The sequence below is a fragment of the Drouetiella sp. genome (assembly GCF_059504425.1).
In genome coordinates this window covers 344,827-370,653 of the sequence record NZ_JCACIN010000025.1, presented here as the reverse complement: position 1 = coordinate 370,653, position 25,827 = coordinate 344,827, and the positions used below count along the sequence as shown (strand labels likewise).

At 51.8% G+C, this 25,827-nt stretch carries 24 protein-coding genes and 1 other RNA gene; 14 read left to right on the top strand and 11 right to left on the bottom strand.

Features of this window, described 5'->3' with window-relative positions; genetic code table 11:
* Positions 1-358 precede the first annotated feature (358 nt).
* A complete protein-coding gene (locus AC5JMP_RS07225) occupies positions 359-1,954 on the top strand; it encodes a bifunctional pantoate--beta-alanine ligase/(d)CMP kinase (RefSeq protein ID WP_495850751.1) in 1,596 nt (531 codons plus the stop codon).
* A gap of 298 nt (positions 1,955-2,252) precedes the next feature.
* On the top strand, positions 2,253-2,963 hold the full coding sequence (locus tag AC5JMP_RS07220) for a GDSL-type esterase/lipase family protein (RefSeq protein ID WP_495850750.1): 711 nt from the start codon (positions 2,253-2,255) through the stop codon (positions 2,961-2,963).
* 3 nt (positions 2,964-2,966) lie between these two features.
* On the opposite strand, the gene AC5JMP_RS07215 is transcribed toward AC5JMP_RS07220, so the two are convergent.
* Positions 2,967-3,524 (bottom strand): pentapeptide repeat-containing protein, encoded by a 558-nt coding sequence (locus tag AC5JMP_RS07215; RefSeq protein ID WP_495850749.1) that lies wholly within the window; start codon positions 3,522-3,524, stop codon positions 2,967-2,969.
* A 102-nt stretch (positions 3,525-3,626) separates the two neighbouring features.
* Between AC5JMP_RS07215 and AC5JMP_RS07210 the strand changes: the two genes are divergently transcribed.
* Positions 3,627-4,496 (top strand): DUF3598 family protein, encoded by an 870-nt coding sequence (locus AC5JMP_RS07210; RefSeq protein ID WP_495850748.1) that lies wholly within the window; start codon positions 3,627-3,629, stop codon positions 4,494-4,496.
* 37 nt (positions 4,497-4,533) lie between these two features.
* A complete protein-coding gene (locus tag AC5JMP_RS07205; protein ID WP_495850747.1) occupies positions 4,534-5,115 on the top strand; it encodes a phycobilisome protein in 582 nt (193 codons plus the stop codon).
* Positions 5,116-5,125: 10 nt separating this feature from the next.
* Here the strand turns inward: AC5JMP_RS07205 and AC5JMP_RS07200 are convergent, their stop codons facing one another.
* The gene (locus AC5JMP_RS07200; protein ID WP_495850746.1) at positions 5,126-6,790 is read right to left on the bottom strand and encodes an alpha/beta hydrolase; all 1,665 of its coding nucleotides are present in this window, start codon (positions 6,788-6,790) and stop codon (positions 5,126-5,128) included.
* A gap of 239 nt (positions 6,791-7,029) precedes the next feature.
* The gene (locus tag AC5JMP_RS07195) at positions 7,030-10,038 is read right to left on the bottom strand and encodes a hypothetical protein (protein WP_495850745.1); all 3,009 of its coding nucleotides are present in this window, start codon (positions 10,036-10,038) and stop codon (positions 7,030-7,032) included.
* Positions 10,039-10,278: 240 nt separating this feature from the next.
* Between AC5JMP_RS07195 and ssrS the strand changes: the two genes are divergently transcribed.
* A non-coding RNA gene (gene ssrS / locus AC5JMP_RS07190) (6S RNA) lies at positions 10,279-10,462 on the top strand.
* 257 nt (positions 10,463-10,719) lie between these two features.
* On the opposite strand, the gene AC5JMP_RS07185 is transcribed toward ssrS, so the two are convergent.
* Positions 10,720-11,187: a ribonuclease toxin HepT-like protein gene (locus tag AC5JMP_RS07185; RefSeq protein WP_495850744.1), complete on the bottom strand. Its 468-nt coding sequence runs from the start codon at positions 11,185-11,187 to the stop codon at positions 10,720-10,722.
* Positions 11,169-11,519 (bottom strand): nucleotidyltransferase family protein, encoded by a 351-nt coding sequence (locus tag AC5JMP_RS07180; RefSeq protein ID WP_495850743.1) that lies wholly within the window; start codon positions 11,517-11,519, stop codon positions 11,169-11,171. Before AC5JMP_RS07180 ends, AC5JMP_RS07185 begins: the two co-directional genes overlap by 19 nt.
* Positions 11,520-11,524: 5 nt before the next feature.
* Here AC5JMP_RS07180 and AC5JMP_RS07175 point away from each other — a divergent pair, with 5 nt between their 5' ends.
* A complete protein-coding gene (locus AC5JMP_RS07175; RefSeq protein ID WP_495850742.1) occupies positions 11,525-11,845 on the top strand; it encodes a hypothetical protein in 321 nt (106 codons plus the stop codon).
* A 208-nt stretch (positions 11,846-12,053) separates the two neighbouring features.
* Positions 12,054-12,221, top strand: coding sequence for a hypothetical protein (locus AC5JMP_RS07170; protein WP_495850741.1), 168 nt, complete (start codon positions 12,054-12,056; stop codon positions 12,219-12,221).
* Between the two features lie 123 nt (positions 12,222-12,344).
* Here AC5JMP_RS07170 and AC5JMP_RS07165 read toward each other — a convergent pair whose 3' ends face one another.
* The 4 genes from AC5JMP_RS07165 to AC5JMP_RS07150 form a co-directional block, all read right to left on the bottom strand.
* Positions 12,345-12,713 (bottom strand): endonuclease domain-containing protein, encoded by a 369-nt coding sequence (locus AC5JMP_RS07165; RefSeq protein WP_495850740.1) that lies wholly within the window; start codon positions 12,711-12,713, stop codon positions 12,345-12,347.
* A gap of 576 nt (positions 12,714-13,289) precedes the next feature.
* Positions 13,290-13,481, bottom strand: a complete 192-nt coding sequence (locus AC5JMP_RS07160) for a hypothetical protein (RefSeq protein WP_495850739.1) — start codon at positions 13,479-13,481, stop codon at positions 13,290-13,292.
* Positions 13,482-13,496: 15 nt separating this feature from the next.
* On the bottom strand, positions 13,497-13,601 hold the full coding sequence (locus AC5JMP_RS07155; protein ID WP_495850771.1) for a hypothetical protein: 105 nt from the start codon (positions 13,599-13,601) through the stop codon (positions 13,497-13,499).
* A gap of 31 nt (positions 13,602-13,632) precedes the next feature.
* Entirely contained in the window at positions 13,633-13,905 is a 273-nt protein-coding gene (locus AC5JMP_RS07150; RefSeq protein ID WP_495850738.1) for a ribbon-helix-helix domain-containing protein, read from the bottom strand.
* Between the two features lie 118 nt (positions 13,906-14,023).
* On the opposite strand from AC5JMP_RS07150, the gene uvrC reads away from it, so the two are divergent.
* A complete protein-coding gene (uvrC, locus tag AC5JMP_RS07145) occupies positions 14,024-15,991 on the top strand; it encodes an excinuclease ABC subunit UvrC (RefSeq protein WP_495850770.1) in 1,968 nt (655 codons plus the stop codon).
* Here the strand turns inward: uvrC and AC5JMP_RS07140 are convergent.
* Positions 15,919-16,470: a 3'-5' exonuclease gene (locus tag AC5JMP_RS07140; RefSeq protein WP_495850737.1), complete on the bottom strand. Its 552-nt coding sequence runs from the start codon at positions 16,468-16,470 to the stop codon at positions 15,919-15,921. The two genes, uvrC and AC5JMP_RS07140, sit on opposite strands and share 73 nt — an antisense overlap.
* Before the next feature lie 128 nt (positions 16,471-16,598).
* Between AC5JMP_RS07140 and AC5JMP_RS07135 the strand changes: the two genes are divergently transcribed.
* From AC5JMP_RS07135 to AC5JMP_RS07115, 5 genes are all read left to right on the top strand, one after another.
* Positions 16,599-17,105, top strand: a complete 507-nt coding sequence (locus tag AC5JMP_RS07135) for a DUF2656 domain-containing protein (protein WP_495850736.1) — start codon at positions 16,599-16,601, stop codon at positions 17,103-17,105.
* Between the two features lie 28 nt (positions 17,106-17,133).
* A complete protein-coding gene (locus AC5JMP_RS07130) occupies positions 17,134-17,838 on the top strand; it encodes an ankyrin repeat domain-containing protein (RefSeq protein WP_495850735.1) in 705 nt (234 codons plus the stop codon).
* Between the two features lie 81 nt (positions 17,839-17,919).
* Positions 17,920-18,480, top strand: a complete 561-nt coding sequence (locus AC5JMP_RS07125) for a phycobiliprotein lyase (RefSeq protein WP_495850734.1) — start codon at positions 17,920-17,922, stop codon at positions 18,478-18,480.
* Between the two features lie 194 nt (positions 18,481-18,674).
* Complete coding sequence (locus tag AC5JMP_RS07120) at positions 18,675-20,372, top strand: DUF1565 domain-containing protein (protein ID WP_495850733.1); 1,698 nt, start codon at positions 18,675-18,677, stop codon at positions 20,370-20,372.
* A 52-nt stretch (positions 20,373-20,424) separates the two neighbouring features.
* Positions 20,425-21,132: a L,D-transpeptidase gene (locus AC5JMP_RS07115; RefSeq protein WP_495850732.1), complete on the top strand. Its 708-nt coding sequence runs from the start codon at positions 20,425-20,427 to the stop codon at positions 21,130-21,132.
* Positions 21,133-21,196: 64 nt separating this feature from the next.
* Here AC5JMP_RS07115 and recN read toward each other — a convergent pair whose 3' ends face one another.
* Entirely contained in the window at positions 21,197-23,068 is a 1,872-nt protein-coding gene (gene recN, locus AC5JMP_RS07110) for a DNA repair protein RecN (RefSeq protein WP_495850731.1), read from the bottom strand.
* Between the two features lie 548 nt (positions 23,069-23,616).
* On the opposite strand from recN, the gene AC5JMP_RS07105 reads away from it, so the two are divergent.
* A complete protein-coding gene (locus AC5JMP_RS07105; RefSeq protein WP_495850730.1) occupies positions 23,617-25,617 on the top strand; it encodes an ABC1 kinase family protein in 2,001 nt (666 codons plus the stop codon).
* Positions 25,618-25,827 lie beyond the last annotated feature (210 nt).

Here is a 25,827-nt window from a genome sequence, read left to right as displayed (position 1 = left end):
GCCCACCACACACAACAAAAATGCACTACAGCTAGAGGGCTTGCGTAAGTCCTAACCAATTTAAACTGGTGATGGGGCAGATATTTTTTGAGAGCTGCGCTTCGCGCAGCTCTCAAAAAATATCTGCCCCGTTTAGACTTTAAAGCGGTATGAGGTGGGTATCAGCAATAAGATTCAGCCATGAGGTTGCACCTGAAGACTCAATGACGATCGAGTTATACGCAGATTGGCGCGATCGGAGCAGGGTTTCGCTGGAATTTTGTACACTACTAAACGAAGTCCTGATTTTCCCTATTTATTCGTCAAATAGTTTCCCTGAATACAGTCACTCAACACCCTTTAAGCCTGGGAGATTCTGGTGCGCCTGTTTACCACCATTGCGGGGTTGCGCCGCTATCTGAACCTGCATCGATTCACACAATCGATCGCCCTGAGTAACCTGTCTCGCAGGGAGCCTTCTAGGGGCGATCGATTGATAGGCAACCTGTCCCGCGTAGGTTTAGTGCCAACTATGGGCGCACTTCATGCAGGACATCTCAGCTTAATTCAGCAGGCGAGACAAGAAAATGACCTTGTCGTGGTCAGCATTTTTGTTAACCCGCTGCAATTTGCGCCCCATGAAGATTTTCAGCACTATCCTCGGACGCTAGAGACAGACCAACAGCTTTGTCAGGCAGCAGGGGTAAACGTGATCTTTGCCCCTAGCACCGCCGAACTCTATGGCAGTGGTGAATTGACTCAGGTGACTCCCCCGACTTCTCTAATGGCAACGCTCTGTGGGGCGTTTCGTCCCGATCATTTTCCGGGAGTTGCCACTGTGGTCACAAAGCTGATTGGCATCATCCAACCCGATCGCCTTTACTTAGGTCAAAAAGATGCCCAGCAGCTTGCCATTCTGCGCCGCGTCGTGGTCGATCTGAACCTGCCCGTTGAGGTAGTTGGCTGCCCGATCGTCCGGGAAGCTGACGGTCTGGCGCTCAGCTCTCGCAACCGCTACCTATCTGAGGAAGAGCGATCGCAAGCCACCGTTCTTTATCGGAGCCTGCGCCGCGCTAAACAGGCGCTAAAAGACGGTAAAGTATTGCGCGGAGATCTGCTTGGCATTCTTCAGCAGGAACTCTCAACCGTTCCACAAGTCAAACCTCAGTATATTGACCTCGTACACCCCGATACTATGGCTCCCCTAGAACAAATCGAAGATCTTGGATTACTGGCGATCGCCGCATATGTGGGTTCCACTCGCCTAATTGACAACATGCTGCTACGCAACCGTCAGCCGATTTTGGCAATCGACGGCCCTGCCGGAGCCGGAAAATCGACTGTGGTACGTCAGGTTGCTCACATTCTGGGATTGATTTATCTGGATACCGGAGCCATGTATCGAGCTGTCACTTGGCTGACGCTCTATTCCGGTATTGCCGTCACCGACGAAGCCGCGATCGCTGAACTTGCCAACCAGTGTGAAATTGTTTTGGGCACTGAAGAGCTAGGGACGACTCCCCAGGTTTGGATCAATGGTCACAACGTGACGCAGGAAATCCGTAGCCTAGAGGTGACAGAGCAAGTTTCAGCGATCGCAGCTCAGCCCGCCGTCCGGCAAGAGCTGATGAAACGGCAGCAGGCTTATGGGCGTAAGGGTGGCGTGGTTATGGATGGGCGAGACATCGGCACTCAAGTGTTTCCCGATGCCGAGCTGAAGATTTTTCTGACGGCTTCTGTTGCCGAACGGGCGCGCCGACGGTTTCAAGATTTGCAGGGAACCGACATGACGCTGGCGCAGCTGGAACAGTCTATTGCCGATCGGGATCACCAGGACAGCACACGCCGCATTTCGCCTTTGCGGAAAGCAGAAGACGCGATCGAGATTCAAAGCGATGCCCTTAGCATTGATGAAGTTGTTGCCAAGATTGTTAGCCTCTATCGGGAAAAGCTCGTTGCTATCGGGAACGATTGAGTATAACTAAAGCGGAATTGAGAGGAGACAGGAGACAGGAGACGGGAAATTAGAAGGTATTCTGAATCCTGAATTCTGGACTCCCTTTCCGCTGGCTTCCCAGTAAATTTTCACGGACTTGTGCAAAGAATTGCTAACCTGTACCGAGGGTGATAAAGTCCCATAAAGCCAGTCGAAACTTTAATGCAAAAATTTGATTGCCTGTTGGCTTATTGCCTGTTGGTTTATTGCCTATTGACTAATTGCCTGTTGACTTAGATGACTTGTTGATTGAATTGAGGTTTGTCCCCTTCCTAACATGCAAACTTTAGCTTCTGAATCGAATCGGCAGCGATCGCCTGAACTGATCTTTGCCCACACTCAAGCGCAGCCTTTGAGAATTGTGGCGTTGGGAGACAGCGTTGTCTATGGCTTTGGCGATCCAGAGGGAGGCGGCTGGGTTGAGCGGCTGCGTCGGCGCTGGATGACACCCGAAACGCCAGGGCATGTTTTGTATAACTTGGGGGTGCGAGGAGATGGGGTACGGCAAGTAGCCCAGCGATTAGAGCAAGAGTTTCGCCATCGAGGGGAGTTGCGGCATAGTGTGCCTGATGCGATCGTCCTATCGGTAGGCATGAATGACTCGGCACGATTGGGTCACGCCAAGGGGAGAAACTTCACGGCGTTTGAGGACTTCCAGCACGATCTTGCCCATCTGCTTGATCAGGCTCAGCAGCTTTGCTCCGTGTTCTTTGTAGGCATGACACCTGTAGACGAAGCTCGGATGCCGTTCGCCAATTCTCTGTACTACAGCCATGCCGATCAGCAGCGCTATAAAGAAGCGACGCGGCTGGCTTGCCTAGATCGCCAAATTCCCTATCTAGATATTTGGGAGCAGTGGCTCGGACAAGACAGCTGGCGATCGCTAATTTCTTCAGACGGTCTTCATCCTAATAGCATGGGATACGGGGCGTTGCTGAATGATTTCCTCAACTGGGAAGCTGTTCACCCCTGGATAGCGGCAGCCTAATTTTTACCGACAGCCCAAGCTTTCTCTAGTTTCTACGCCTGTCACCGGATTGACTCCATCAGCCCGTTTGCAGAGCAAGGCAATTTCGTAGCGATCGAGAATGGCGTTGGTAAAATCCGCTCCGGTCACGGTCACATCCTGAAAGCTCGTGCGGGTCATCGTGGCGTTTTCAAAAATAGCGTTGGTGAGGTCAGCCCCGACCCAAAACACGCGATCGACCAGAGCATCGGTCAAGTTGGCATCTCTCAGGTTGGCATTGAGCAGCACCGCTTTGGTCATCATGCTGCTGCTAAGGTTTGCCCCTTGCAGATTAATGTTGCGCATCTCTGCTCCCACAAAGGCTTTGCCACTCAGATCAGCATGAGAGAAATCTTGATTGCTGATGTTAGCGTTGTTATAGTTGACGGTGTCGATCGCAGCGATCGCGGGTTCAGCCTCCAGTGCGACCCAGAGAAGGGCTAGCGCGATCGCCACAATTAAGCTCAAAACCCGAAGCAGCAGTTTTTTCAGTCGGTTTGGCTGGGGGGTGAGGCAAGAAGCTTGAGATAGGGAACTCATCATTCGTTGGCTTAAGTTCGTTGGCTTGCCTCTATTCTATGGGTTTAGGGGGTTTAGGGCAGGAGTAAACTCTAACAATCTGTAGCAATTCGGTGGCAATCTGTCATGAAATCTCAGTGGGACTGCGTTCTACAAAACTTAGGAGAATGGCAGGGTTCTTTTACCCACTTCTCGGCTCAAGGCGAGATGCTGCAAGATATTCCCAGCGTGATTTCACTAGAAGGAATTCATCAGAATCAAGCTATTCATCTGGTTCTCAAACGGTTTTACCCTATTCCAGGCTCTGCCGAATTACAGCCCAAAGAGCTGGTGATGGACTTCAGCGCTCCTGGCTCAGGGGCACTGTTTTTTGAGAACGGCGCTTTCTCAGAGGGCAAAGCTCATTTTTCACCTCACAGCCCATTTATTGCAGAATTTTGTTTGCTGGATGGCGAAGACCAGATCCAGGGTAAAGCCGAACGGCGATCGCGCCTCGTGCAGTTTTTTAATGCAGGTCGCCAGCATCAGCTGACGTTGATTCGAGAGAAGCGCACCGGATCTGTTGCGCCCGAACAGCCCCGCCTGAAGCTGGAAGATTTATTAGGGGAATGGCAGGGTAAAGCCGTGACCCTACATCCTCACGTATCCCTACCTGAACCTAAGATTTCAGACGCTTTCTTTAGCCTAGATCGCGTGTCTGAAGGCGAGCTTTTGCAGCAGTTTTATAGTCCTGAAGACGATGCGATTCACAGTGCGATCGCCACCTGCCAAGACACCACCATCAGCTTTAGCTGGTATGAACAGCCCTATCGAACCGTGCTTTTGCCTGACGGAGCTTCTTCAACTTGTCCGATGCAGATTCATGCCCAGCAGCCTTTTTTTCTGGAGGCAGGTTGGCTGCAATCACCGGGTGTCCGGCAGCGACTAATCCGCCGCTACAATAGCGAGGGCAACTGGAGCAGCGTCACCTGGATTCAGGAGTATCGAGTCAATTAAGATGTTTGAAAATTAGATTTTTAAGAAAAGCTTTCTCATGACCAAACCACAGCTTAGTGAAAAAACCCTTGAACTGATTAAAAAAGCCCGAATTGTCAGCTTCGCCACCTGGCAATCCGCCTATGCTCCAGAGATCCTGCAACGATTTCAGGCAGCCGACGATCAGGGGCGCTATTTGACCGACGAAGATTTGGTAGAGATTCAGGCGATCGCTCCTTCTCCTATTTCTTCCCAGCTTGACACGGTGAAAATGCTCCGCGATCGGGTCAATGAAATTATCACTGAAGCCAGAGGTCAGGTTTTGGAGACTTTTCCCAACATCACGCAGCCCGGTGGCGGGCTTTACCCTGCCGATCGCGCCGATGCTTGCTGGCGCGATTTCTGGCATTTTTTGCGCTGCATTACGTACGGCATTGCCGGACAGCGTACTGACTACACAAGCGCCGAAGGACTACAGGCTATGCAGTTGCTCTATCAAGAATTGCAGGTACCGCTAGATGCCATGGTCATAGGTTTGGAAGGCATTAAGACAGCTAGCCTAACGCGAGTGGCATCTGAGCAACAGGAAACTCTGGCTCCCTACTACGATCGCCTCATCGAACAGCTCAAGCGGTTTTGAGGGTTTTGGGTCACGGTTGCCTACCCGTCTGGGTTGCTTCAGGAGAAGCGATCGGCTCCACAGGTCGCCCTCGAACGCCAGCAAGCTGTGCTGAGGTCAGCGATTGGATTAGGCTAATGGGCAACACAGGTCTGCTCAGCGTTTCGACATAGCCCGCTCCGAGATAGGGGCGGTAGCTTGGCTCACCCGCAACATAGGTACCGAAAAAAGCAACGCTAATGGCCTGCAAATACGTATGCGCTAGCGATGGATCTGGCCCAATGATGTTGGGTGGCAGTGGCACTGCCTGACTGTCGCCATTGGGAACATCGATCGTCGAAAAATGAGTGCCTCGTGCCATTAGCACCAGGTATTTGTCGGGAGTTTGCAGCCAGGTAAAGGGGCGAATCTGTTCCATTAAAGCCGGAGCCACCGTATCGGCTCCACCGCTGACCATCATGACCGGAATTTGAATGGCGGCAAAGTCTTTTTCGCCCATCAAACTGCCGCCGATCGGATTAACGGCAATAATGGCTTTGACGCGATCGTCCTGCAAATCAGGGATGGATCGCGTCAGCTCTAGGGCGCGACACTGGAGCAATAGCGACAGATTGAGGGTGTCATTGGGCGCACAGTCCTTCGCCAGCTGCTCAAAGTTGATTTTGGCGCCTGCCAAAGCTAGAGCGGTATAGCCGCCAAAAGACTGCCCGATGACTCCAACGCGCTGCATATCTATTCTTCCGGCAAACCGAGCGTCGGTTTTTGAGCGGCGTTCTAGAACGTCGAGTAAGAACTTAATGTCTAGGGGACGATTAATAAATTCTTCAGGTTCTGCGACCTGATTGGCTCTGCCCGAAATTAATGCCTGGAGCTGATCGGCGTTGCTGCCCGGATGTTCAGGCACCGCTACGAAAAACCCATAGGAGGCAAGCTGCTGCGCCAGATAGGCAAAGGAACTGCGATCGGAGCCTAGCCCATGGGAAATGATGATCAAGGGTGCGGACACCTGACTTTCAGGCACATACACATCTGCGAGGAAACTCCGACCCCGCTGGCGATCGCGCAGGTTGAGGGTATAGGTGTCCCAGGTCAGGGTTCCTGGCAATCGCAAGTCAGGTGAGGTCAGCAGAGAGACTGGTGTTCCACTCTGGGCTTCTAGGGCAGACTGTTGCTGAATTAAAGAGATTGCGCCTTGGGTTTGACGTACCAAAGCCTCTAGGTCGCCTAAGATTCCCAAAGCGCGGCTGAGGTCAACGCGGATGCCGTCGATCGGAAACTGCTCCAGCACGTTAAGCACCGTGAGTCCGTCGGGTTGACCAGCCGCCAAAATCAATGCCGATCGCAGAGAATAAAAGCCGGGCAGGTTAGACTCAGTGCGAATGACATCGCCCAAGCGATTGAGCAGCACTTCGCCCTGTTGAGTGTAGAGAAACTGAGAGACTGCAACAGGCGAAAGGTTGGACTTGGCGCGGAGCAACTGGCGCAGCTGTAGAAGCTGAGCCTCATCTAAGTAGCGGGTGTAGAGGCTAAAGTCATCAGTGATCGTGCCCTCTTGGGCATAAGTTGTCAAGGAGCTAACGGAAATCGATCGCTCTAGCAACCCATAGGAAACCGTGATACGCGTGGCAGCCGTTGCAGAGCTTGGCATGATCAGCGATGCGATCGGCATCAACGAAGCGATTGGTATGATCCACAATCCTAAAGCTCTTCTCATAGCGTAAGTTCAGGAAGCCGAGTCCTGGGAGTTTATGGGTCAATCCTATCAGCCTCTCAGTCTTTCAAAGAATCCGCCGATCGGTCACAAAAGCAATCTTCATTTACAGCTACCGCCAGTTTGCGTAATCTGGGTATGAATTTTTTTGAAAGGGTTGCTCTGCTCTCCTTTCAAAAAAATTCATACATGAAATCAGCAGCGCCCTTCAATCTACTTTGATTTTATTCCGCCACATAACCTGACTGGTCTGGCGCAAAGCTGGCGAAGATTGAGCCATCAGAGCTATAAAGCTCGATCGGGACTTGCGCCGTTTTGCCAATCTCCGCCAAATTTTGAAGTAGCTCGTTCACCTGAGCTGTCACGGCTGTCCGGGCGCTAGCGCTTCCCTGAGTTTGGGCACGGGTGATCGCATTTTCTACGGCTCGATCGTACTGCGGCGTAATTTGGATACGAATGCCATCAGATGACAGGGTATAGGTACATTTAGATGCGGCTGAAACCGTTCCCAAACAGGCGCGATCGAGGTCTGGCTTAACGCTTTGCATGGCGCTCGATCGGTTGAGATTGGCTTCGGCTTGGGTCAATGCCGCCTGGTATTCGCTAATGAGGGGCTGAGCTTGGTTATAGTAGGCGGTGCCTTGCGGAATCTGCTGAACATTGATGACAGCCTTGCGCCACAGCCCCACAGCCTGTGTCCATTGGCTTTGCTGCTCCCAGTTTCGAGCTTGCTCTGCTAGGTTGACGGCTTCTTGGTAAGAGCCTGTGGAAACCTGCTCTTGGTTGCGCTGGTTGTCGGCTTTCGCCATTGCAGACTGATAAAGATTAATAAATTGTTGAGCTTCCGCATGGGCCATAGTGCCTTGGGGCACTTGCTGCAATAGATCGATGGCAGCTTGCCAGGTGAGATAAACCTGCTGCCAGCTTTCAGAGGTGATGGCGATCGCTGCTCGATTTTCGGCAACTGCTGCGGTTTTGCGTGCCGTTGCGACTTTATCTTGGGCATTCTGCTCTGCCAAGACTCGGCGATCGGTGTTGGCAAGATTGACTTTGTACTCAGCCAGTTTTTTTTGAGACAGCATTAAAACCGGGCTATCGGGCGGCACTTTTTCTAGGGTAGCGATCGCCTCTCGCCAATCCCACTGAATCTGCCGCCACTTGGGGAGCGGATGGGGCGGGTTCTGGCTCTTGAGCGCGGCTGCGTTTGCCTGTTTCAAGGCTTTGACAACTTGCCCAACTGTTTTTGATTTGCTCTCGTAGGTCGCCTGCAAGGTCTGTGCGGTTTGGTGGTGCCCCGACCAGGATGGAATGCTCCCAAGCAGATAGCTGGCTTCGATGAGCTGGTCGTGGGCTTCAACGACGGCTAATGCAGAATCGGTGGTGGCGATCGTCTGAGTCGCATTCTGGTCAAGCTGCTGTGCTTTTTGTAGCGGCTCACAGACTGCTCCCACCACACAGGGACGAGTCAAAAAATAGGCGCCGCTGACGAGGAGAAACAGCCCAACAGATCCCCCTAACATCAGCGTTGAGAGCGAGAATCGCGTTCCAAAAGGTTTGTTGGGATGTTGGTCGGGAGGATTGATCGGCTGAGATGCAGCCGGAGGAATCGGAAGGGGTGCTGTAGGTAATCCATCTGTCAAAGGTACAGGGGTTGAGGATTCAGCCGCGATCGCAGGCTCAGATAGAGTCGCTTGCGGTTCTGCAATCTCAGGTTCTGTAGCTTCAGGTTCTACAATCGCAGGTGTAATTGTTTCAAGTTCTACAATCGCAGCTTCTGCAATCTCAGGTGTAATTGTTTCAGGTTCTGCAATCGCAGGGGTAATTGCTTCAGGTGTGATTACTTCAGATTCTGCAATCTCAGGGGTAATTGTTTCAGGTTCTGCAATCGCAGCTTCTGCAATTTCAGGTGTAATTGCTTCAGGTGTAATCGCTTCAGGCTCTGCAATCTCAAGTTCTGCAATCTCAGGCTCAATACTCGCTTTTTGAAGGGCGATCGGTTCGTGAATTTCAGCTTCAGCAACTTCAGTGACTTCAGCAACCACGGCGATCGGTTCAAAGTGCGGCTGATATTCAGTCGTTGCCCAGTCAGCAGGCGGCTCTTCAGATTCAACTGGTTCTTTGGCAATTGATTCTTCGGCAATGGGTTCTTCGGCTTCGACTGACTCCTCAGATTCAATGAGCGCTTCGGCTTCAACGATCGCTTCAGTTTCGGGCTGTTCAGGAAGAGGAAGCGGCTCAACTTCTTCAGCTTGCGTACTTCCAGCTTGCGTACTTTCAGCTTCGGCAAGTTCAGAAATAGTCAGCTCAGAGGACGAAATTTCGGGATGGGAAATCTCATCAATGTCGATCGCGGTCGCCATCGGCTCTGAGACAATGGGCGTGGCGGTAGGCATGACAATAGGCAAGTCAGCTACAAGATGCGCCTCAGCTTCGGCAATTCTCTCTTCAATAATTTCTATCTCTTCAGCAATTGCGATTTCTTCAGTCGCCGCAATTTCTTTAGCGATTTCTATCTCTTCGGCAATTGCGATTTCTTTGGCAATTTCTATCTCTCTGGCAACCGCAATTTCTTCGGCAACCTCTGTTTCTAGAGGTTCAGCCAAGCTCAGATCAAGAATTTCCTCATCTGCTTGAGCGGTTTCAGGAAGCTGGGCAGCTTCAGATATTGCAGAGGCTTCAGGCTCTTCATTGAGCTGGGCGGGTGGCTGAGTTTCCGGTTGCTGAACGATGCGATCGGCGATCGACGGCAGAACAACCTCATCCACCCTTCCCTCATCCGCCCTTGTAGAAGGCAATGGAGGGGAAGGCGGCAAAATGACAGGAACTGGAGGGGGCAGAGCGGCAAGACGCGCTGGAGCGGCTGGTTTCACAGCAGGTTTTGTAGCGGGTGCCAGCGATTCCAAAGTAAACGCCTGAGATTGGTAAGGCTCTTGGTAGCCGACGATACGCAAGTAAACTCGGACTGGTAAGGAGTTACCTTGTCCGGTAGCATGGTGAACTAATCCCGATCGGAAGAGGTCGGGGGCAATCTCTGTGAGCGATCGCTTAATTTCTCCTAGAGTTTGCTCTGGATCTGGCTCAATATGCAGCAGATGTTCTACCAGAATCAGCAACGTTTCTTGCCGAATTCCACACCGAATCTGAAGCTGTAGCAAGGGCGAAAGTCTGAGTAGCGTCTGCTGAAGACGCTCCCCCAAAGCCTCTAGCTCGCCCTGAAACTTTGCAGTGTTCATCGATTCTAATTGCTGATTCTTATCCGAGCGTTTCCTAAGCATACGGTTGGGATAGGGCTGCATCCGGTAAGGTGCATAATTCTTGGATCAAGACTAATGGAGCAGATTATGCCTGAATTAATCTTATCCAGTATGGCTTGACTCAGGTGCAGTCGGCAGGAGGCGATCGCGATCTTTAGTCCGGTTCTCCGCCTATGTCAAGACTTGCGATCGCAGGCTCAGCCGCTACAATGAGGACAGGTTCTACTGCGGCGTTGGTGACTGCCAATAATGTTTTATGATCTTGCTTTGTCTATAAGGGAACCCAATTGACTCCAGTGGCAGTATACCGAGCTTGTACTCGGAAACTTTAAACTGGGGCAGAGGTGCCCACCTGGATTCGTCCAGGTCAAAAACTGAGGTAAGACGGCGCTGCGGTGAACCCCTAGAACAAGCTTTTCCCTTGTCTGGTGACAGGGGAATTTTTGTGGGGTTTGAACCAAAGTATTTCAGAAAAAATTTATCTTCAGAGTACAGCGCTTTGCGCTTGGTTAAGTGTGAGTTATGCAATTGAAAATTGCTGTAAGGATCGTGGATTAAATAACCTGTGCAGCCAATCTGCTGTAGAGACTTAGCAATGCTAAGTCTCTACCCCCAAGAATTACATCTTGTTAAATCCATGTTCCTAAGCAATGCTAGATGCTATCGCAGCTGTTGCAGAAACTTTGCTACATCCTGCTCCAATAGCGGAAGAACTTCTCTGGAACGGTTTAAGTTGGCTATGAGCTGTGCTCGTAATCGATCGGCACTCCATAAAGCATGACGGAAGAAATGTCGAAACCCTCGTAGAGCATTCAGCGCCGCAAAACTTCTCTGAGAGAGAAAAGCAGGTCTTACTGCGGTTATTTCCTGAGTCATGCGCTGCAAAATCAGCTGATGCCAGCGGGAAGTATCGGCAATCTGATTTTCAAATTGAACAGCAATTGTTTTCAACAAATCCTCAACAGCATTGTAGAAGTTATGGATTTGATAGGCGACACTCTCTAGGCGTGCTGCATCCTCTCGCTGCAAACCTTGCGCCCTCAACTCAACCAACTGGGCGACCTGCTGAATCAACTGCATTTGGGATTGGACATCGGCAGTAAAGACGGCTAGCTGTCGCGTGTCCATAGCAGCCCTCTCTCTCGAATCCGATCGGCAAAGTGGCAATGGCGTAAATTGACGATATCGACATCTCGCAGTAGCACCATTGATAGATCGGCGATCGCCTCAATCTGCTTGACAGAATCAACTGTCTCAACTGCCAAATCGACATCTGAACCTTCGTGGAATCGCATGGGCTGCGTCACCGAACCAAAAAGATAGGCTCTGTGAATCTCATACTGGTCGCCCGATCGTTGTAGCCATTCTAGAACCTGCTGCAAGACTTTCCGGCGTTCTTGCTCGTGATTTTCTTGTCGCTCTGCTAGGGCTTCGTCTAACAGTTGGGTATTGAAGGGCATGACCATTGAAATTAGAGGATTCGTCAGGTTTATTTTTATCAGTGTATCGGCAGCTATGCCTGACAGGACTTAAGGCTGTTGGGGTTCACTCTCACCGCCCGATCGCTCTAATTCGGCGTGGAGATGGACGGCACGATCGCGGCGGGTTTGCAGGCGATCGCGTTTGCGCTGAAGGAACTGGAGGTCGGCTTCAAGTTCAGCGAGTTGATCGTCCAGTTCGGCGATCGACTCGCTTAGGATTCCCCCAAGAGCTGTCGATCCAGATCGATGCCAATTTCTTTCCGGGCAATGCGCTCCATCAGTTCGGAGAGGCTGAGATCGAATAGTTCCGCCATCTCTGCGAGGAGATGGCGTGCGGTTGGGGTCACTGTCAAAGTCAGTTTGACCTTGTTTTCGTCTCTGGCTTTGGCTTTGGCTTTGCGGATCACGGCTTTTGGCTGAACTCATAGCGAATGCACTTCTAAATTACCGTATTCCGATCTAAACACATATATACGTGTTATTTTTTAAATTCTAAAAATAGACGTATATACAATGAATCACTATCGCCCCTGGATTGTTATTGCCCAATTTCCTGGACACAAGCCCAAAGCCATTACTCGGACTGCGAATCGATCGGAGGCGGAAGATCTGGTGCGCTTCCTGACTCGCCGGGTGCCGCAGGGCTATTTCTATGTGATTTTTGAGCCGCCGGAGGAGTAGATCTTGGATGGGATGCTGCCTAAAACTCTCATCTCCCAGCCCTTTCTACACAAGTTGCTGTGCTAGGTTTCAAGCTCCTCAGCCCCCCAACCCCCCAATTCTGGGGGACTTTGAGAGGTAGAGTTAGGTTTCGGGGTGGCTAGCTTTTAGAATTTGCTTGAGAACCCTGTCTAAATCTGTTATTACTTCCTGGTTGGTAAATCGGATGACTCGGTAGCCGAAGTGACTGAGTTGCTGGGTGCGATCGATATCATACTCAAGCTGTTGCTGATGGATTTCTCCATCAAGTTCAATTACCAATCGACATTGGGGGCAATAGAAGTCCACGATGAATGAACCGACTGGATGCTGACAGCGAAACCTCAATCCATTAAGCTGTCGATTCTTGAGAGCTTGCCACAAAATTTGTTCAGCAGGGGTAAGATTTTGCCGCAGTTGTTGAGCAGCAGCGACGATCTGGGGAGCAGTTCCCCGAATGCGCTTAGATTTCATTAGAGTCAAGAGATCACAGACTTTTGTAGAGTACCCGCTACTCTGCTGCATTCGCCCCCCAACCCCCCAATTCTGGAGGGCTTCCGGAATTCAAAGTCCCCCAGAATTGGGGGATTTAGGGGGCTGCCAGGTGTAACGATCGTCATAGGATTTGCTTATACACTCGTTGCTGAACCGCAAAGCCTCAACGCTGAATCTCAGAGTATCGTCGCTGAACCCCAGAGTATCAACGCTGAAGCTCAAAGTATCAACAACTCACTGAAAAGTATCAACAACTCACTGAAAAGTATCAACAACTTACTGAAAAGTATCAACAACTCATTGGAAAGCATCAACAACTCACTGAAAAGTATCAACAACTCACTGGAAAGCATCAACCGCGCACTGAAAAACATCAACGGCGTACTGAAAAGTATCGACGACGTACTGAAAAGCATCGACGCTGAACCCTGAAACCTCAACAGCGAGTCTTTGAGTCTCAACGGCGAGTCTCTGATGTAAGTTGAGCTAAGGGATGAAACCCAACGCCCATAGAGGTGACGCTATCGCTAAAGCGTCCCATCCCAGAAGCTAGATTCATTGGCTCAAAGCGTCAATGGCTTCCTGGCAGAGCTGCACAAGATTCTCTAGCTGAATGTCTGCAAAAATATCGCGGGCGCTGGCGTATGCCTGAATTGCTGCCGGGGTTTGGTCGAGCTGTGCCAGGGTTCTGCCGATGTAGTATTGGGCGGCGGCTTCGCTGTATCGGTCGCCAATTGCCTGCATCATGGCGAGGCGCTGCTGCTAAAAGTCCAAGGCTTGTGAATATTCACCCTGGGCAAAGTGAAGGTTGCCAAACTCCGCCAGCGTATTCGCTTCCCCTAGTCGATCCCCGACTTGACGATAGATGTCGATCGCCTGTTCATAGTTCTCTAACGCTTCAGTGCGGCGATCGAGGAATTACTTCTGGCTGATGAACCCGCTTGATCAGTTGGCTGCGCTTGCGGTTCCACCAGTCGTCTGTTGCTTCAATTGGACTTCCGCTCTCCAATCCTTCTAGCAGCAGCGCTTCGACCTGCCTCTGTTCAGCCAGCCGCTCTTGCTCCCGCACAATCAAGTGATAGACATATTCATTAGCAGTATTGAAGCCAGCCGCTGTAGCCTGTTCCTCTACAAAGGCTGCGACTTGGTCTGGAAGAGCAATGTTCAGCATAGAATCACCAACGGCTTGCTGCCCATAGCACAGCTAAAAACAGTATCCTAAAGGTATCGCTGTACTAAACCCCCGGCAGCCTGTGACCCCCTCCCCTCCACCCAGTTCCCCTCAGCCCATCTCCTCCAAACCCCAGCCCCTCGTCAAAGATCCCGATCGCCTGGAAACTCGCCTCAAGGAGATTCCGCCAGAGCCGGGAGTCTATTTCATGCGGGATGTCACCGATCACATTCTCTATATCGGCAAGTCCAAGAAACTGCGGTCACGGGTGCGATCGTACTTCCGCGACAAGCATGAACTCAATCCTCGGATCGCCCTCATGGTGATGCAGATTGCCGAGATTGAGTTCATTGTCACAGATACCGAAGCCGAGGCTTTGGCGCTAGAAGCCAACCTGATTAAGCAGCATCAGCCCCATTTCAACGTGCTGCTGAAGGACGATAAAAAATATCCCTATCTTTGCATCACCTGGAGCGAGGAATATCCCCGCATCTTCATTACCCGCAAGCGGCGATCGGGCAAAATCAAAGATCGCTACTATGGGCCTTACGTGGATGTGCATGTGTTGCGTAGCACCCTGCATTTGGTGAAGCGGCTGTTCCCTTTGCGACAGCGACCGCAGCCTTTGTTTAAAGATCGCCCTTGCCTCAACTACGATATTGGGCGCTGTCCGGGAGTCTGTCAGCAGCTGATTACGCCCGAAGAGTATCGCAAGATTATCCTCAAGATCGCCATGATCTTTCAGGGGCGTACCAAAGAACTGGAAGATATGCTCCTGAAGCAGATGGAGAAAGCTTCAGAAGAGATGAATTACGAATATGCGGCGCGGTTGCGCGATCAAATTCGCGGCTTGCAGTCCCTCGGAGCCGAGCAAAAGGTGGCTCTGCCGGACGACACGGTTTCGAGAGACGCGATCGCCCTCATGTCTGACGATCAGCATTCTTGCATTCAGCTTTTCCAGATTCGGGCTGGGCGGCTGGTGGGTCGGCTGGGATTTGTTGCCGATGCGCAGTCGGGTACGCCAGGAGAAATCTTGCAGCGGGTGTTAGAGGAGCATTATTCCACGGTCGAATCGGTGGAGATTCCCTCCGAAATTCATACTCAGCATGAGCTGCCCGAAGGTGAGATGCTGGCAGAGTTTCTGTCTGAGCGGCGCGGACGGAAGGTAAATGTCTTTGTGCCGCAGCGCCAGAGCAAAGCCGACCTGATCGAGATGGTGGAGCGCAACGCCGGGTATGAACTGGCGCGAACCCAGCGGTTTGCCGATCGCAACAACCAGGCAATGCTAGATTTAGCCGAAGCCCTGGATTTACCCGATCTGCCCCACCGGATCGAAGGCTACGATATTTCCCATATTCAGGGTTCTGATGCGGTCGCCTCTCAGGTGGTTTTCATTGACGGATTGCCCGCAAAACAACACTATCGGCACTACAAAATCAAAGACGCTACGGTGCGATCGGGTCACTCGGATGACTTTGCCAGTATGGCGGAGGTGATTCGGCGACGGTTTAGGAAGTATGACCGGAGTCAGGAGTCAGGAGCCAGGAATCAGGAGTTGGGGGTGCTGCCGAAGCCCGATAAGGATTTTCCGGATTTGGTGATGATTGATGGGGGGAAGGGTCAGCTGTCGGCGGTCGTGGAGGTGCTGCGAGACATGAATCTGCTAGAGGAGGTGAAGGTCGTCAGTCTTGCCAAGCAGCGCGAGGAGATTTTTTTGCCGGGTGAATCTTTGCCGATCGCCACCACTGCTGAGCAGCCGGGAGTTCAGCTTTTGCGCCGCCTACGAGATGAAGCCCATCGGTTTGCAGTCAGCTTCCATCGGCAGCAGAGAAGCGATCGCATGAAGCGTTCTCGCTTAGAAGAAATTCCGGGTTTGGGGCACCATCGCCAGAAGCAGCTTTTGGCGCATTTTCGATCTATCGACTATCTGCGAGAAGCCTCAGCCAAGCAGATTGCAGAAGTTCAGGGCATTGGCGCGAAGATGGCGCAGCAGATTTACGACTACTTCCATCCTCAGTTTAGAGATGAGTTAAAAGACGAAGGTAAGGCTGAAGAGGCACCCGCGATCGAGGAACCCGTCACTTGACGAGCCGCTATGACGATCTGGGCGCAAGCCGACGCATCGGATAACGCCTGGTGGTGATCGAGCGAAATATTGAGCCGCGCACAAACGTTGGGCAATTTCGTCGGATGAATCTGCCAGACCCGCCGCGCCAGCTGCACGGTGCAAAGAAATTCTTGGGCAGGTTTGCTGATGCCATAGGTTTCGCAGCAGGCATAAAGCACCCGACGATCAAAGGGAGCGTTGTGAGCCGCAATAAAATCAACGCCGCTGAGGTGCTGGGCAAGCACTGACCATAGTTCGCCAAAATCTGGCTGCTCGGCAACATCCTCCCAGCAAATGCCGTGAATATTCGTGAATTCAAACCAGCGCTGCGGCGGTCGAATCAAAAAATGGCTTTGCTCTACAATCTGGTCGTTCTCTACCCGGACTAATCCTATGGCACAGGCACTATTGGCGCTACGGTTAGCGGTTTCAAAATCCAACGCCAGAAAATTAGTCATTATCGATAGGGGTGTTTGATGAAATGTTCTGTACTTTGACCTGTTGCGATCGCTCTGAAGCACGACTCTGAAGCACGACGCAGATGATCCTCTAAACTAAAAATACTGATCTTAAAACCACTACAATTTTGACTCACGACATTCAGGAGCAAGATCAAAGAAAAAATCAGGGGCGGATGCTGCTTTCCCATAACTTTGATGTCTCTCCAGACATCGTACCGGCCCTAAGCCGAGAAGAGTTTGTTGAAGTCTTTCGATCGAGCCTTCCTGAACCTCTCCAATGCAGACAGGTCAATAATCCCCACTGGATTGTCGAGATACTGTTCCCCAGTTCAGAATTTTCGCCGCAGCAAGTTGGCACCCTCTGCGCCAAAGCTCTGGCAGAAAAGCGGCAGGTAGAAAAGCGGCAGGCAGAAAAGCGGCAGGTAGAAAAAGATCAGCTTCCTCAAATTCTGGTTTTAGGCGGCATCAAAATCACGCCTGCCACCAGCGATTCCCCTGACGCACTACAGCCTGGAGACTGGGGCGTCGATGTGGTAGAAACTCGCTCAGGTGAAGACTTTTTGCAGGCGATCGCTTGGGAAACTACCGTTGCTCAAAAACCTGCTGACAGTATTTTCAAAATTGAACTTTAAGATTGAACTCTAAGATTGAACTTTATCTATGCCTTCTCTCAACGATGACCTGATCCGCATGATCATCAGAGGCGATGCTGTTGCTGTAGAGAGTCTGTTAGCTCAAGGCGCAGATGCCAACACTACGGGGGGAGTTACACCTGTAGGAGCCAGCAATACGGCGCTGATGTGGGCGGCAGCCGAGGGCTATGCTGAAATCGTCGAGCTGTTGCTGGCGCGGGGTGCGGAGGTGAATGCCAAAAATTCGTCAAACTACACGGCGCTCATGTTCGCGGCTGAAGGCGATCGCCGTAACATTGTCTCGATGCTTCTCGATCGGGGGAGCAGCATTGGCGATCGCAATCCCTATCAGGAGACGGTGCTCATGATCATGGCGCGGCAAGGTCAGACCGATATTGTGCAACGGCTGGTGGCAATGGGCGCAGAGGTGAATGCCAGAAACAAAATTGGCGATACGGCGCTGTATCTGGCGGCAGAGCGCGGGCATTCTTACACCGTTAAGGCGCTCATTGACCTGGGTGGCGAGGTGAATACCGCAAATCTAGGCGGCTGGACTGCTCTCATGATGGCATCGGCGAGAGGCGACCTAGAAACTATGGCAATCTTGCTAGATCAGGGCGCAGACTTTAATCCTCAAAATCGCTGGGGGGCAACGGCGCTGAGCGAAGCCCGCCAATCTTTTCGATCGGCACAAGCCACAGAGCTGCTGATCCGAGCGGGAGCTATCTCATAATCACAGCCGTCTCACCACAGCCGTTTTCACTTGCCTGGGCCATACTCATCCACCCATCCACCCATCCACCCATCCACCTCCATGAACTCCCAATCCCATTTCCAACAGTTCTTTGATGATTGTGTCGGCAGTTGGGTGACTGAACGCACCTACCATTACCTGACCCAGCAAGAGGTTGAGCGATCGCACACCGAATTCATCATTCAACCGATTGCGCTCGATCGCAAAGCTCAAGTTCTAATCGATAATCAATTTCCTGAGCAGCCCAGCCTAGAAAATTTGCCGGGATATCATCTAGAGTTTGCAACAATTTCAGAAAAGGGCGATCGCGTCAATCAGGCATTAAATATGCTGTTTGTGCCAGAGCGGCAGGAGGGGGCGATCGTAACAGGGGCTTATTTGCGCGATCGGGCATACGAAGAGTCTCGACCGATCGTTTCTCACTTTCGCTTCAATCCTGAAAATCGGGAGCTACTGATGACCACAACCTACACGCGAACCGTCTCTGTCGATTCCATTACGCTGATCAACCCTAATCTTCGTATCCGCAAAATCCTCAACTATCGCCGTCCTGACGAAGGTGAAGCTCTACAAGAAATCGGGCTAGTTGGCTTTGGGGTAGAGCAAAAGGTAGGGGGTTAAGGGTAAAGGGTGAGGAAGATGGGGACACCAAAATCTTTTTGACGATCGCATCCAAAGGCGAAGTTATTCAGTAATATTATTCAGAACCTCGCCACATATAGCGCTTGCCTGGATTAACCAGGATTTAAGTACGCTATTCAAATGGGCGATCGTCCCACTCAAAACCCTGGTTGTTCTGGTGTCAGGAAAACGTTATGCGTCTGATTCTGCCCTGCAATACTCACTCTGTCCTGATGGCTCCTGCAATTGTGCTGCAAATCGCCGTTAGTCTGGCGCTGGTTTCGGTGGGGATAGAAGGAGCGATCGCTCAAACAGCTCCTCTCTCAAACCCTTCCTCAACGGCTCCGGTATCTGCTGCTGCAATGCAGCGCATTGTTTATGTCAACCCGGCGACGGGCAACGACCAGGCAGATGGCAGCGAAGTTTTACCTTTTCGCACCATTACACGGGCGCTTCAGTCTGCCCAGCCTCAGACGATTATTCTTTTGGCAGCGGGCACCTACAGCACCGAAACGGGAGAGATTTTTCCGCTCGTGATGAAGCCCGAAGTTACGATTCAGGGCGACCCGACCACATCTGGGCAGGACTTCGTGATTCAGGGAGGCGGATTATTTCTCAGCCCCACGTCGGCAGGTCAGAATATTGCCCTGCTGGGAGCTAATCAGGCTGTGCTGGCTGGCGTGACGCTGACCAATCCTAATCCGCGCGGCTATGGGCTGTGGACGGAATCCAGCAGCCCGATCGTCTTAGGCAACACCTTTACGGGCAGCACCCATGACGGCATTTCGACCGTGGGCAGCAGTGCGCCTTTGATTCAGGGCAATGTCTTTGTGCGCAACGGAGCCAATGGCATTACTATTTTTGGCAATTCTCGCCCTCAGGTGCGGCAAAACGTTTTTGAGCAAACTGGCTTTGGTATCAATATTTCTGACCAGGCAGCTCCGCTAATTCAAGACAATCGGGTTAGCCAAAATCGCATCGGTATTCTGGTTCAGAAGAACGCTCAGCCCGTGATTCGTGGCAATTTAATTGAGGAAAGTCGAGAAGACGGTATTGCGGCAATTGCCCGTTCTCTGCCTAATCTGGGCACTGCTTCAGAACCCGGCAACAATACTTTTAGAAATAACGATCGCCACGACATCAATGCCTCTGCCAATCAGCAAATTATCTCTGCGGTCGGCAATCCGACGTTGAGCGATCGGGTCACGGGCAGAATCGATACGGTAGGCGTTCTATCAGCCTCTAATTCTGTCATGGTTGCGTCAGTTGCCGAGCAAATCCCCCTTGGCTCGACCCCAGCCGCTGCCGTTTTGATCAATCAACTGCCGCCTGTTGCCCTTAGCTCAGCGGTGCCATCAGGCTTTTCATCAACTCCTCAAGCCACAGTCGCATTAGCCCGTCATTCAGCACCTCAGTTTCCTATACCCCAGCCTTTAGCATCCCAGCCTTTAGCACTTCAGACAGCATCTGCAATCGATATTCCTGTGCCGCGCCCAGCGCAGCCGCGATCGCTGCCGCAAAGCCCTAGCCTGCCCGCTCCAGCTACGCCGATTCTACAAGCCGATCTTTTGCCCGTACCCAGTGAGCAGGTGCCCATTGGCAATATTGGAGATCTGCCTACCGTCAATGTTCCTAGCGGCTCTTCTCGCGGTGCCGAACAAACTGCCTTTACCCGTCCATCAGCCGATTTAAAGTACCGCGTTTTGGTGGAAGCCAGTAGCGATCGGCTCCAAAAGCTAGTGCAGTCTGTTGTGCCGGGTGCTTTCTTAGTCCGCGAACAGGGGCGATCGCTGATGCAAATTGGCGCATTTAGCAGTCGTGACAATGCAGAATCTGCCGTGCAAATGCTTAACCAAAACGGGCTGAGAGCGGTAATTGAAGACTTTGAATGACGAGAGAATGACGAGATAGCGGGCATCAAAGTAGGATGGTGCTTAGAGGCTTGTGCTGCAAGCTTCTATCCTGCTAGAACGCGGTTCGATCATGATCGGCAGAAATGAATCTTTTTCGCGCACTTTCATGTGCTTGAGTTTTGCAACGGCGGCACTGCTAGCTTTTGTGCGGCTGCAAGGCGTTTTGGCGCAGTCTACCCAAAAAAAAATTGCTGAGTCACCTGCGTTTACTTCCTCGTTTATTGCCTTTCCCGATCGCCCCCCTCAAGCCAGTCAGTCCGGTAACTCAGGAGCCAGTTCACAGGCGATCGCCCTCTTGCCGGGGCTAGGGCTAAATCTGCAAACCGCCCTCAATCCCAATCCTTTAGCAAAACGTTCTGGGCTGATTGTAGATTTGAGCGATCGCCAGGTTTCCCTGTTTCAGGACGGCACTCAGGTAGCAAGCTACGAGATTGCTATCGGACAAGCAGGCTGGGAAACACCCACAGGTCAGTTTAAGGTGATGAACCTGCAATCTGACCCCATGTGGCAGCATCCATTCACAGGCGAGGTTTTTCCACCTGGAGAAGCCAACCCTTTGGGTAGCCGCTGGATTGGCTTTTGGACAGATGGCAAGCATCAGATTGGGCTGCACGGCACCAACCAAGATGACTTGATCGGTCAAGCAGTTTCCCACGGCTGTATCCGAATGCGCGACGCTGACATTCAGACGCTTTATAACCAGGTGGCGATCGGCACTTCTATTCTGATTCGCCCCTGAGGATCGCAAATTAACCCAACAGTTTTTTAGGAGTGTCGCGCCTAAGTCGTAACCGCCTCATCTTCTACTTCGATCGCCCTGTTTTCACCTTCACTTTTTTGGGCGGCGCTTCCCCAGAGGGGACGGGCATTTGCGCAAGCCGAGCGATCGCTGCCTGAGCCAAGAGAGAATCGGCAAAAGCGATCGCGTCCTGGTCGGATTTACCGCCTGCAAGCTGTGCAAGCTCTTCTCGACGCTGATGTTCGTCTAGCGGAATCACGCGCACCACCGTTCGCACATCGTCTGCGCCAGCTTTTGCGCCATTGCCGTTTTTTGCGCCATTGCCGTTACTTTCAGCGGTTTTGGCGTTGTTGCGCCCTTTCTTACCGGAAGTTGACTCACCCGAATCAATAACTTCTTTACCCACCCGGAAATGATGGTCTGCCATTGCCGCCACGATCGGCTGGTGCGTAACGCAAAGCACCTGATGCCGCCGACTGAGTTGATAGAGCTTCTCGGCGATCGCCTGTGCCACCCGTCCCGACACGCCCACGTCAATCTCGTCAAACACCATTGTGCCGACTGAATCGACCTGCGAGAAACAGGCTTTGAGTGCAAGCAAAAATCGGCTCATTTCGCCGCCTGAAGCAATTTCGGTCAGGGGCTGCAATGGTTCGCCAGGGTTGGGACTAAACAAAAAGCTGATGCGATCGGCTCCGGTTGCCGTGGGAGGGCAGGGCGTGATGCTCACCTGAAACTGAACTTTGTCCATTGCCAGAGGCTTGAGTTCGCTGATCAGCAGGGCATCCAAGGTCTGCGCCGTTTTTTGCCGCAACTCCGTCAGGTGGGCACAGACTTCAATCAGTTCTGCTTGTCGCTCTAGATAGTTTTTTTCTAGGACTTCTAGAGACTGCCCGCTGCCGCTAAGCTCTGATAGCTCTTGCTGAACCTGCTGACTATGGGCGATCGCATCCGCCAGAGTCGGGCCATATTTACGGCAAATTTGCTTGAGCTGAACAATGCGATCCTCCACTTCCTGAAGGCGATCGGGATCGGTTTCCAGCGCGGCTCCGTAGGCATTCACCATTTTTCCGGCTTCTTCGACCTGCGATAGCGCTCCCGTCACCAGGTCTAGAATGGGCTGAAGCTGGTTGTCATAGCGCAGCATATCGAGCAGAGCCGACTCAGCTTTGCCCAACAAATCGGCACAGGCTTCGGAGTCGCGATCGTTTTGGTAAAGCGCCTGATAGACCTGATAACTTTGCTGCTGAAGCTCGACGCTGTGGCTGAGGCGCTGACGCTCTTGCTCAAGCTGCTCTAACTCATCGGGTTCTCCCAGGTTGGCAAGATTGAGTTCCCGCGCCTGATATTCAAAAATATCGAGCTGCTGGAGCCGCTGTTGCTCAAACTGTCGGCGTTTCTCCAGCACCTTGAATGCCTGCTGCGTAGCGACGTACACATCTGTCACCACCTCGCGGCGTTCGATTAGCTCCGCACCGCCAAAGCCATCCAGCCACTCGCGCTGAAGGTTGGGGCGACCCAAGTGCATCGTCTGACCCTGAGCCGTGATTTCTAGTAGGCGATCGCGCAACTCGTCCATTTGCGGCTTGTTGACCAGCACGCCGTTTACCCGCGATCGGCTCCGTATACTGTTTTTGCTGCTGGTGAGTTCGCGGCTACAGACTAGAGACATATCGTCTACTAGCTCAATCTGCTGCTCGGCAAGCCAGGTAATCAGCGAAGGATCAAGGTCGAAAGTAGCTTCAATCAGCGATCGCTCACAGCCCGTCCGAATCGCTCGATTCGTGACTTTGCCACCCAGAGCCGCATCTAGTGCATCTAGAATAATTGACTTTCCGGCTCCCGTTTCGCCTGTCAAAACATTTAATCCCGCTCCTAGCGGCAGGTCTAAGCGATCGACTAAGGCGAAATTCTCAATTTGAAGGGAGATCAGCATGGAGACAATCCGCAATTGACCAGGAATTAAAAGCAAGCTTACTTATCATCAGTCTAGTAGCTGTGAGCGGGTCTTTGAAATAGGTCGAGTGGAATGTCTTGTAGGTGGAATGCTTTGGGAATGACTGCGTATATTGAGCGAGGCGATCGATCCGCAGAAAAAACCAGCTCAATACCGAACTATAGTACTACAGCAAACCCAAACGTGACTCTCCTTAACTGATAATCAACTGTTACAATGCTTAATATTGAATCTACTCGATACAAGCATTCCCTTGCTACGGATCAAGTTCTACGGATTAATTTTTGAGGCGAGTCGGTAGATAGCTGGCTAACAATTGCAAAAATCCTGGCAATTACGACTGAAACCATCGGCTTTCTCTGCCTTTCTAGAGGGTAGAAACCTACTTGAGGCGGGTAGATTGGTAAAAAGCCCGTAAAGAACTTTTAAGTGGCAAATCGATCGCCGTTCAGGGCATTCTCACTCCTCAACTTTTTTGCCTGATTCCCATCTTGCCTGATTCCCACCTTCAAAGAAGCGATCCAACCATGCAAACCTTGACTCCTCCAGATGACTTGATGATCGATCGCGGCGTTGTGATTGAAAGCGACCCGCACCCTCTTCCAGAGGAGCATCTCAAGTCAGTGCAGATGAGCGATCGCACGGCGGCGCTGCAATACGATCCAGAGGCGATCGCTGCCCAATACCGCCATCGCTTCTGGCAGGTTTGGGGACGCATGTTTGGGATTGTCTGGACTTTTCTGCTGTTTGCAATTTCAGTCCTGTGGGATCGTCAGACAGGTCAGGTAGAAACTAATCAGCAAAAGCGAGCTATTAAAGTACGAGAGATCGTTACAGGCTTGGGACCCGCGTACATCAAAATCGGGCAGGCCTTGTCTACTCGTCCCGATCTAGTGCCGCCCCTTTATCTGGAAGAGCTAACGCGCTTGCAAGATCAGCTTCCCCCCTTTCCTAATGAGCTAGCGTTTCAGTTTATCGAAGAAGAGCTAGGCGCTCCCCCCGACCAAATTTATGCTGAGCTGACTGCACAACCGATCGCCGCTGCCTCTCTGGGTCAGGTTTACAAAGGCAAGCTCAAGAGTGGCGAAACGGTTGCCGTCAAGGTGCAGCGCCCAGGACTGGCAGACCAGATCACGCTCGATCTGTTTATTCTCAGACGCTTAGCTGCCTGGATTTCTAATAACTTTACGCGCGTCCGTAGTGATTTAGTGGGCATTATGGACGAGTTCGGGACTCGCATCTTTGAAGAGATGGATTACAACCAGGAGGGACGCAACGCAGAGCGATTTGCCCAACTCTACGGTCATTTGCCCGACATCTACGTGCCCCGAATTTACTGGCAGTATACTCAGCGCCGAGTGCTGACTATGGAATGGATTGTAGGCACAAAGCTGACTCAGCCTCAAGAAATCCGCGATCAGGGCATTGATCCCACTTATCTGATTGAAATGGGGGTGCAGTGTTCGCTGCGGCAGCTGTTAGAGCATGGCTTTTTCCATGCCGATCCCCATCCCGGCAACCTGCTGGTCACGCCCGACGGCAAGCTGGCGTATCTGGACTTTGGCATGATGAGCGAGATCAAGCCCTATCAGCGCTATGGTCTGATTGAGGCGATCGTCCATCTCGTCAACCGAGACTTTGAAGGTCTGGCAAATGACTACGTGAAGCTGGAATTTTTGACCCCTGATACCGATCTGCGACCGATCGTTCCGGCTCTAGCAAACGTGTTTAATCAGGCGTTAGGCGCAACGGTGGCAGAGCTGAACTTCAAGAGCATGACTGATCAACTCTCTCAGCTCATGTACGACTTTCCCTTCCGGGTTCCGGCATACTATGCGCTGATTATTCGATCGCTCGTCACTCTGGAAGGTATTGCCATCAACGTCGATCCGACCTTTAAGGTGCTGAGCAAAGCTTATCCTTACGTAGCGAAGCGACTGCTAACCGACCAGTCCGATCAGTTGCGAACTTCCTTGCAAGAGCTATTGTTCAAGGACGGCAGCTTCCGGTGGAATCGTCTGGAGAACCTGCTGCGCAACGCCCGTGATAATCAGGATTACGATATTAACCAGGTGGTTGAGCAAACGACAGATTTTCTTCTATCAGAGAGAGGCGCATTCATCCGAGAGTATTTGGTTGAAGGTGTAGTGCAGGGCATCGATGCTTCTGCCCGCAACGCTGTCGATCAGCTGACGCAAAACTTCTGGAGCTGGTTCGGGATGAACGGCGATCGCTCCCTCGTTCAAGCCCCGCCTCAGCCCAGCAATCTCGATCACATTGTGCGAATTTTGAATTTGTTGCGTGAAACTCCAGGGTTTGATCCCTCGCAGTTGCTGCCTGTGATTCCCAAGCTGTTAGTCAACTCTAAGGTGCAGCAGATGGGGCAGCAAATTGTGGGTGGATTGGCGCAAAGAGCGGCAGCACGTCTGATTCGCGAGGTTCTGTTGCAGGATCAGGGCGGGGAGATGCGATCGCCAGAGTCAAATAGAATCCCCGGACAAAGAGCCTTACCCTCAGCAAATCGCTAGGATTTCGGTGAAGACATCCGGTATGGCGCTACGCGCTTAGATCCAATGAGTTATTTTTGAGAGCTACGCTCCGCGCGGCTCTCAAAAAATAACTCATCCTCACTCAATTACGTAATGCTGTAAAGGCATCGGATGCAAAACTTTTGCATCCGATGCCTTTGAAGTTTAAGAAAGCTCGGTATTGATTAATCTGGGGATAAATTTTTTGGA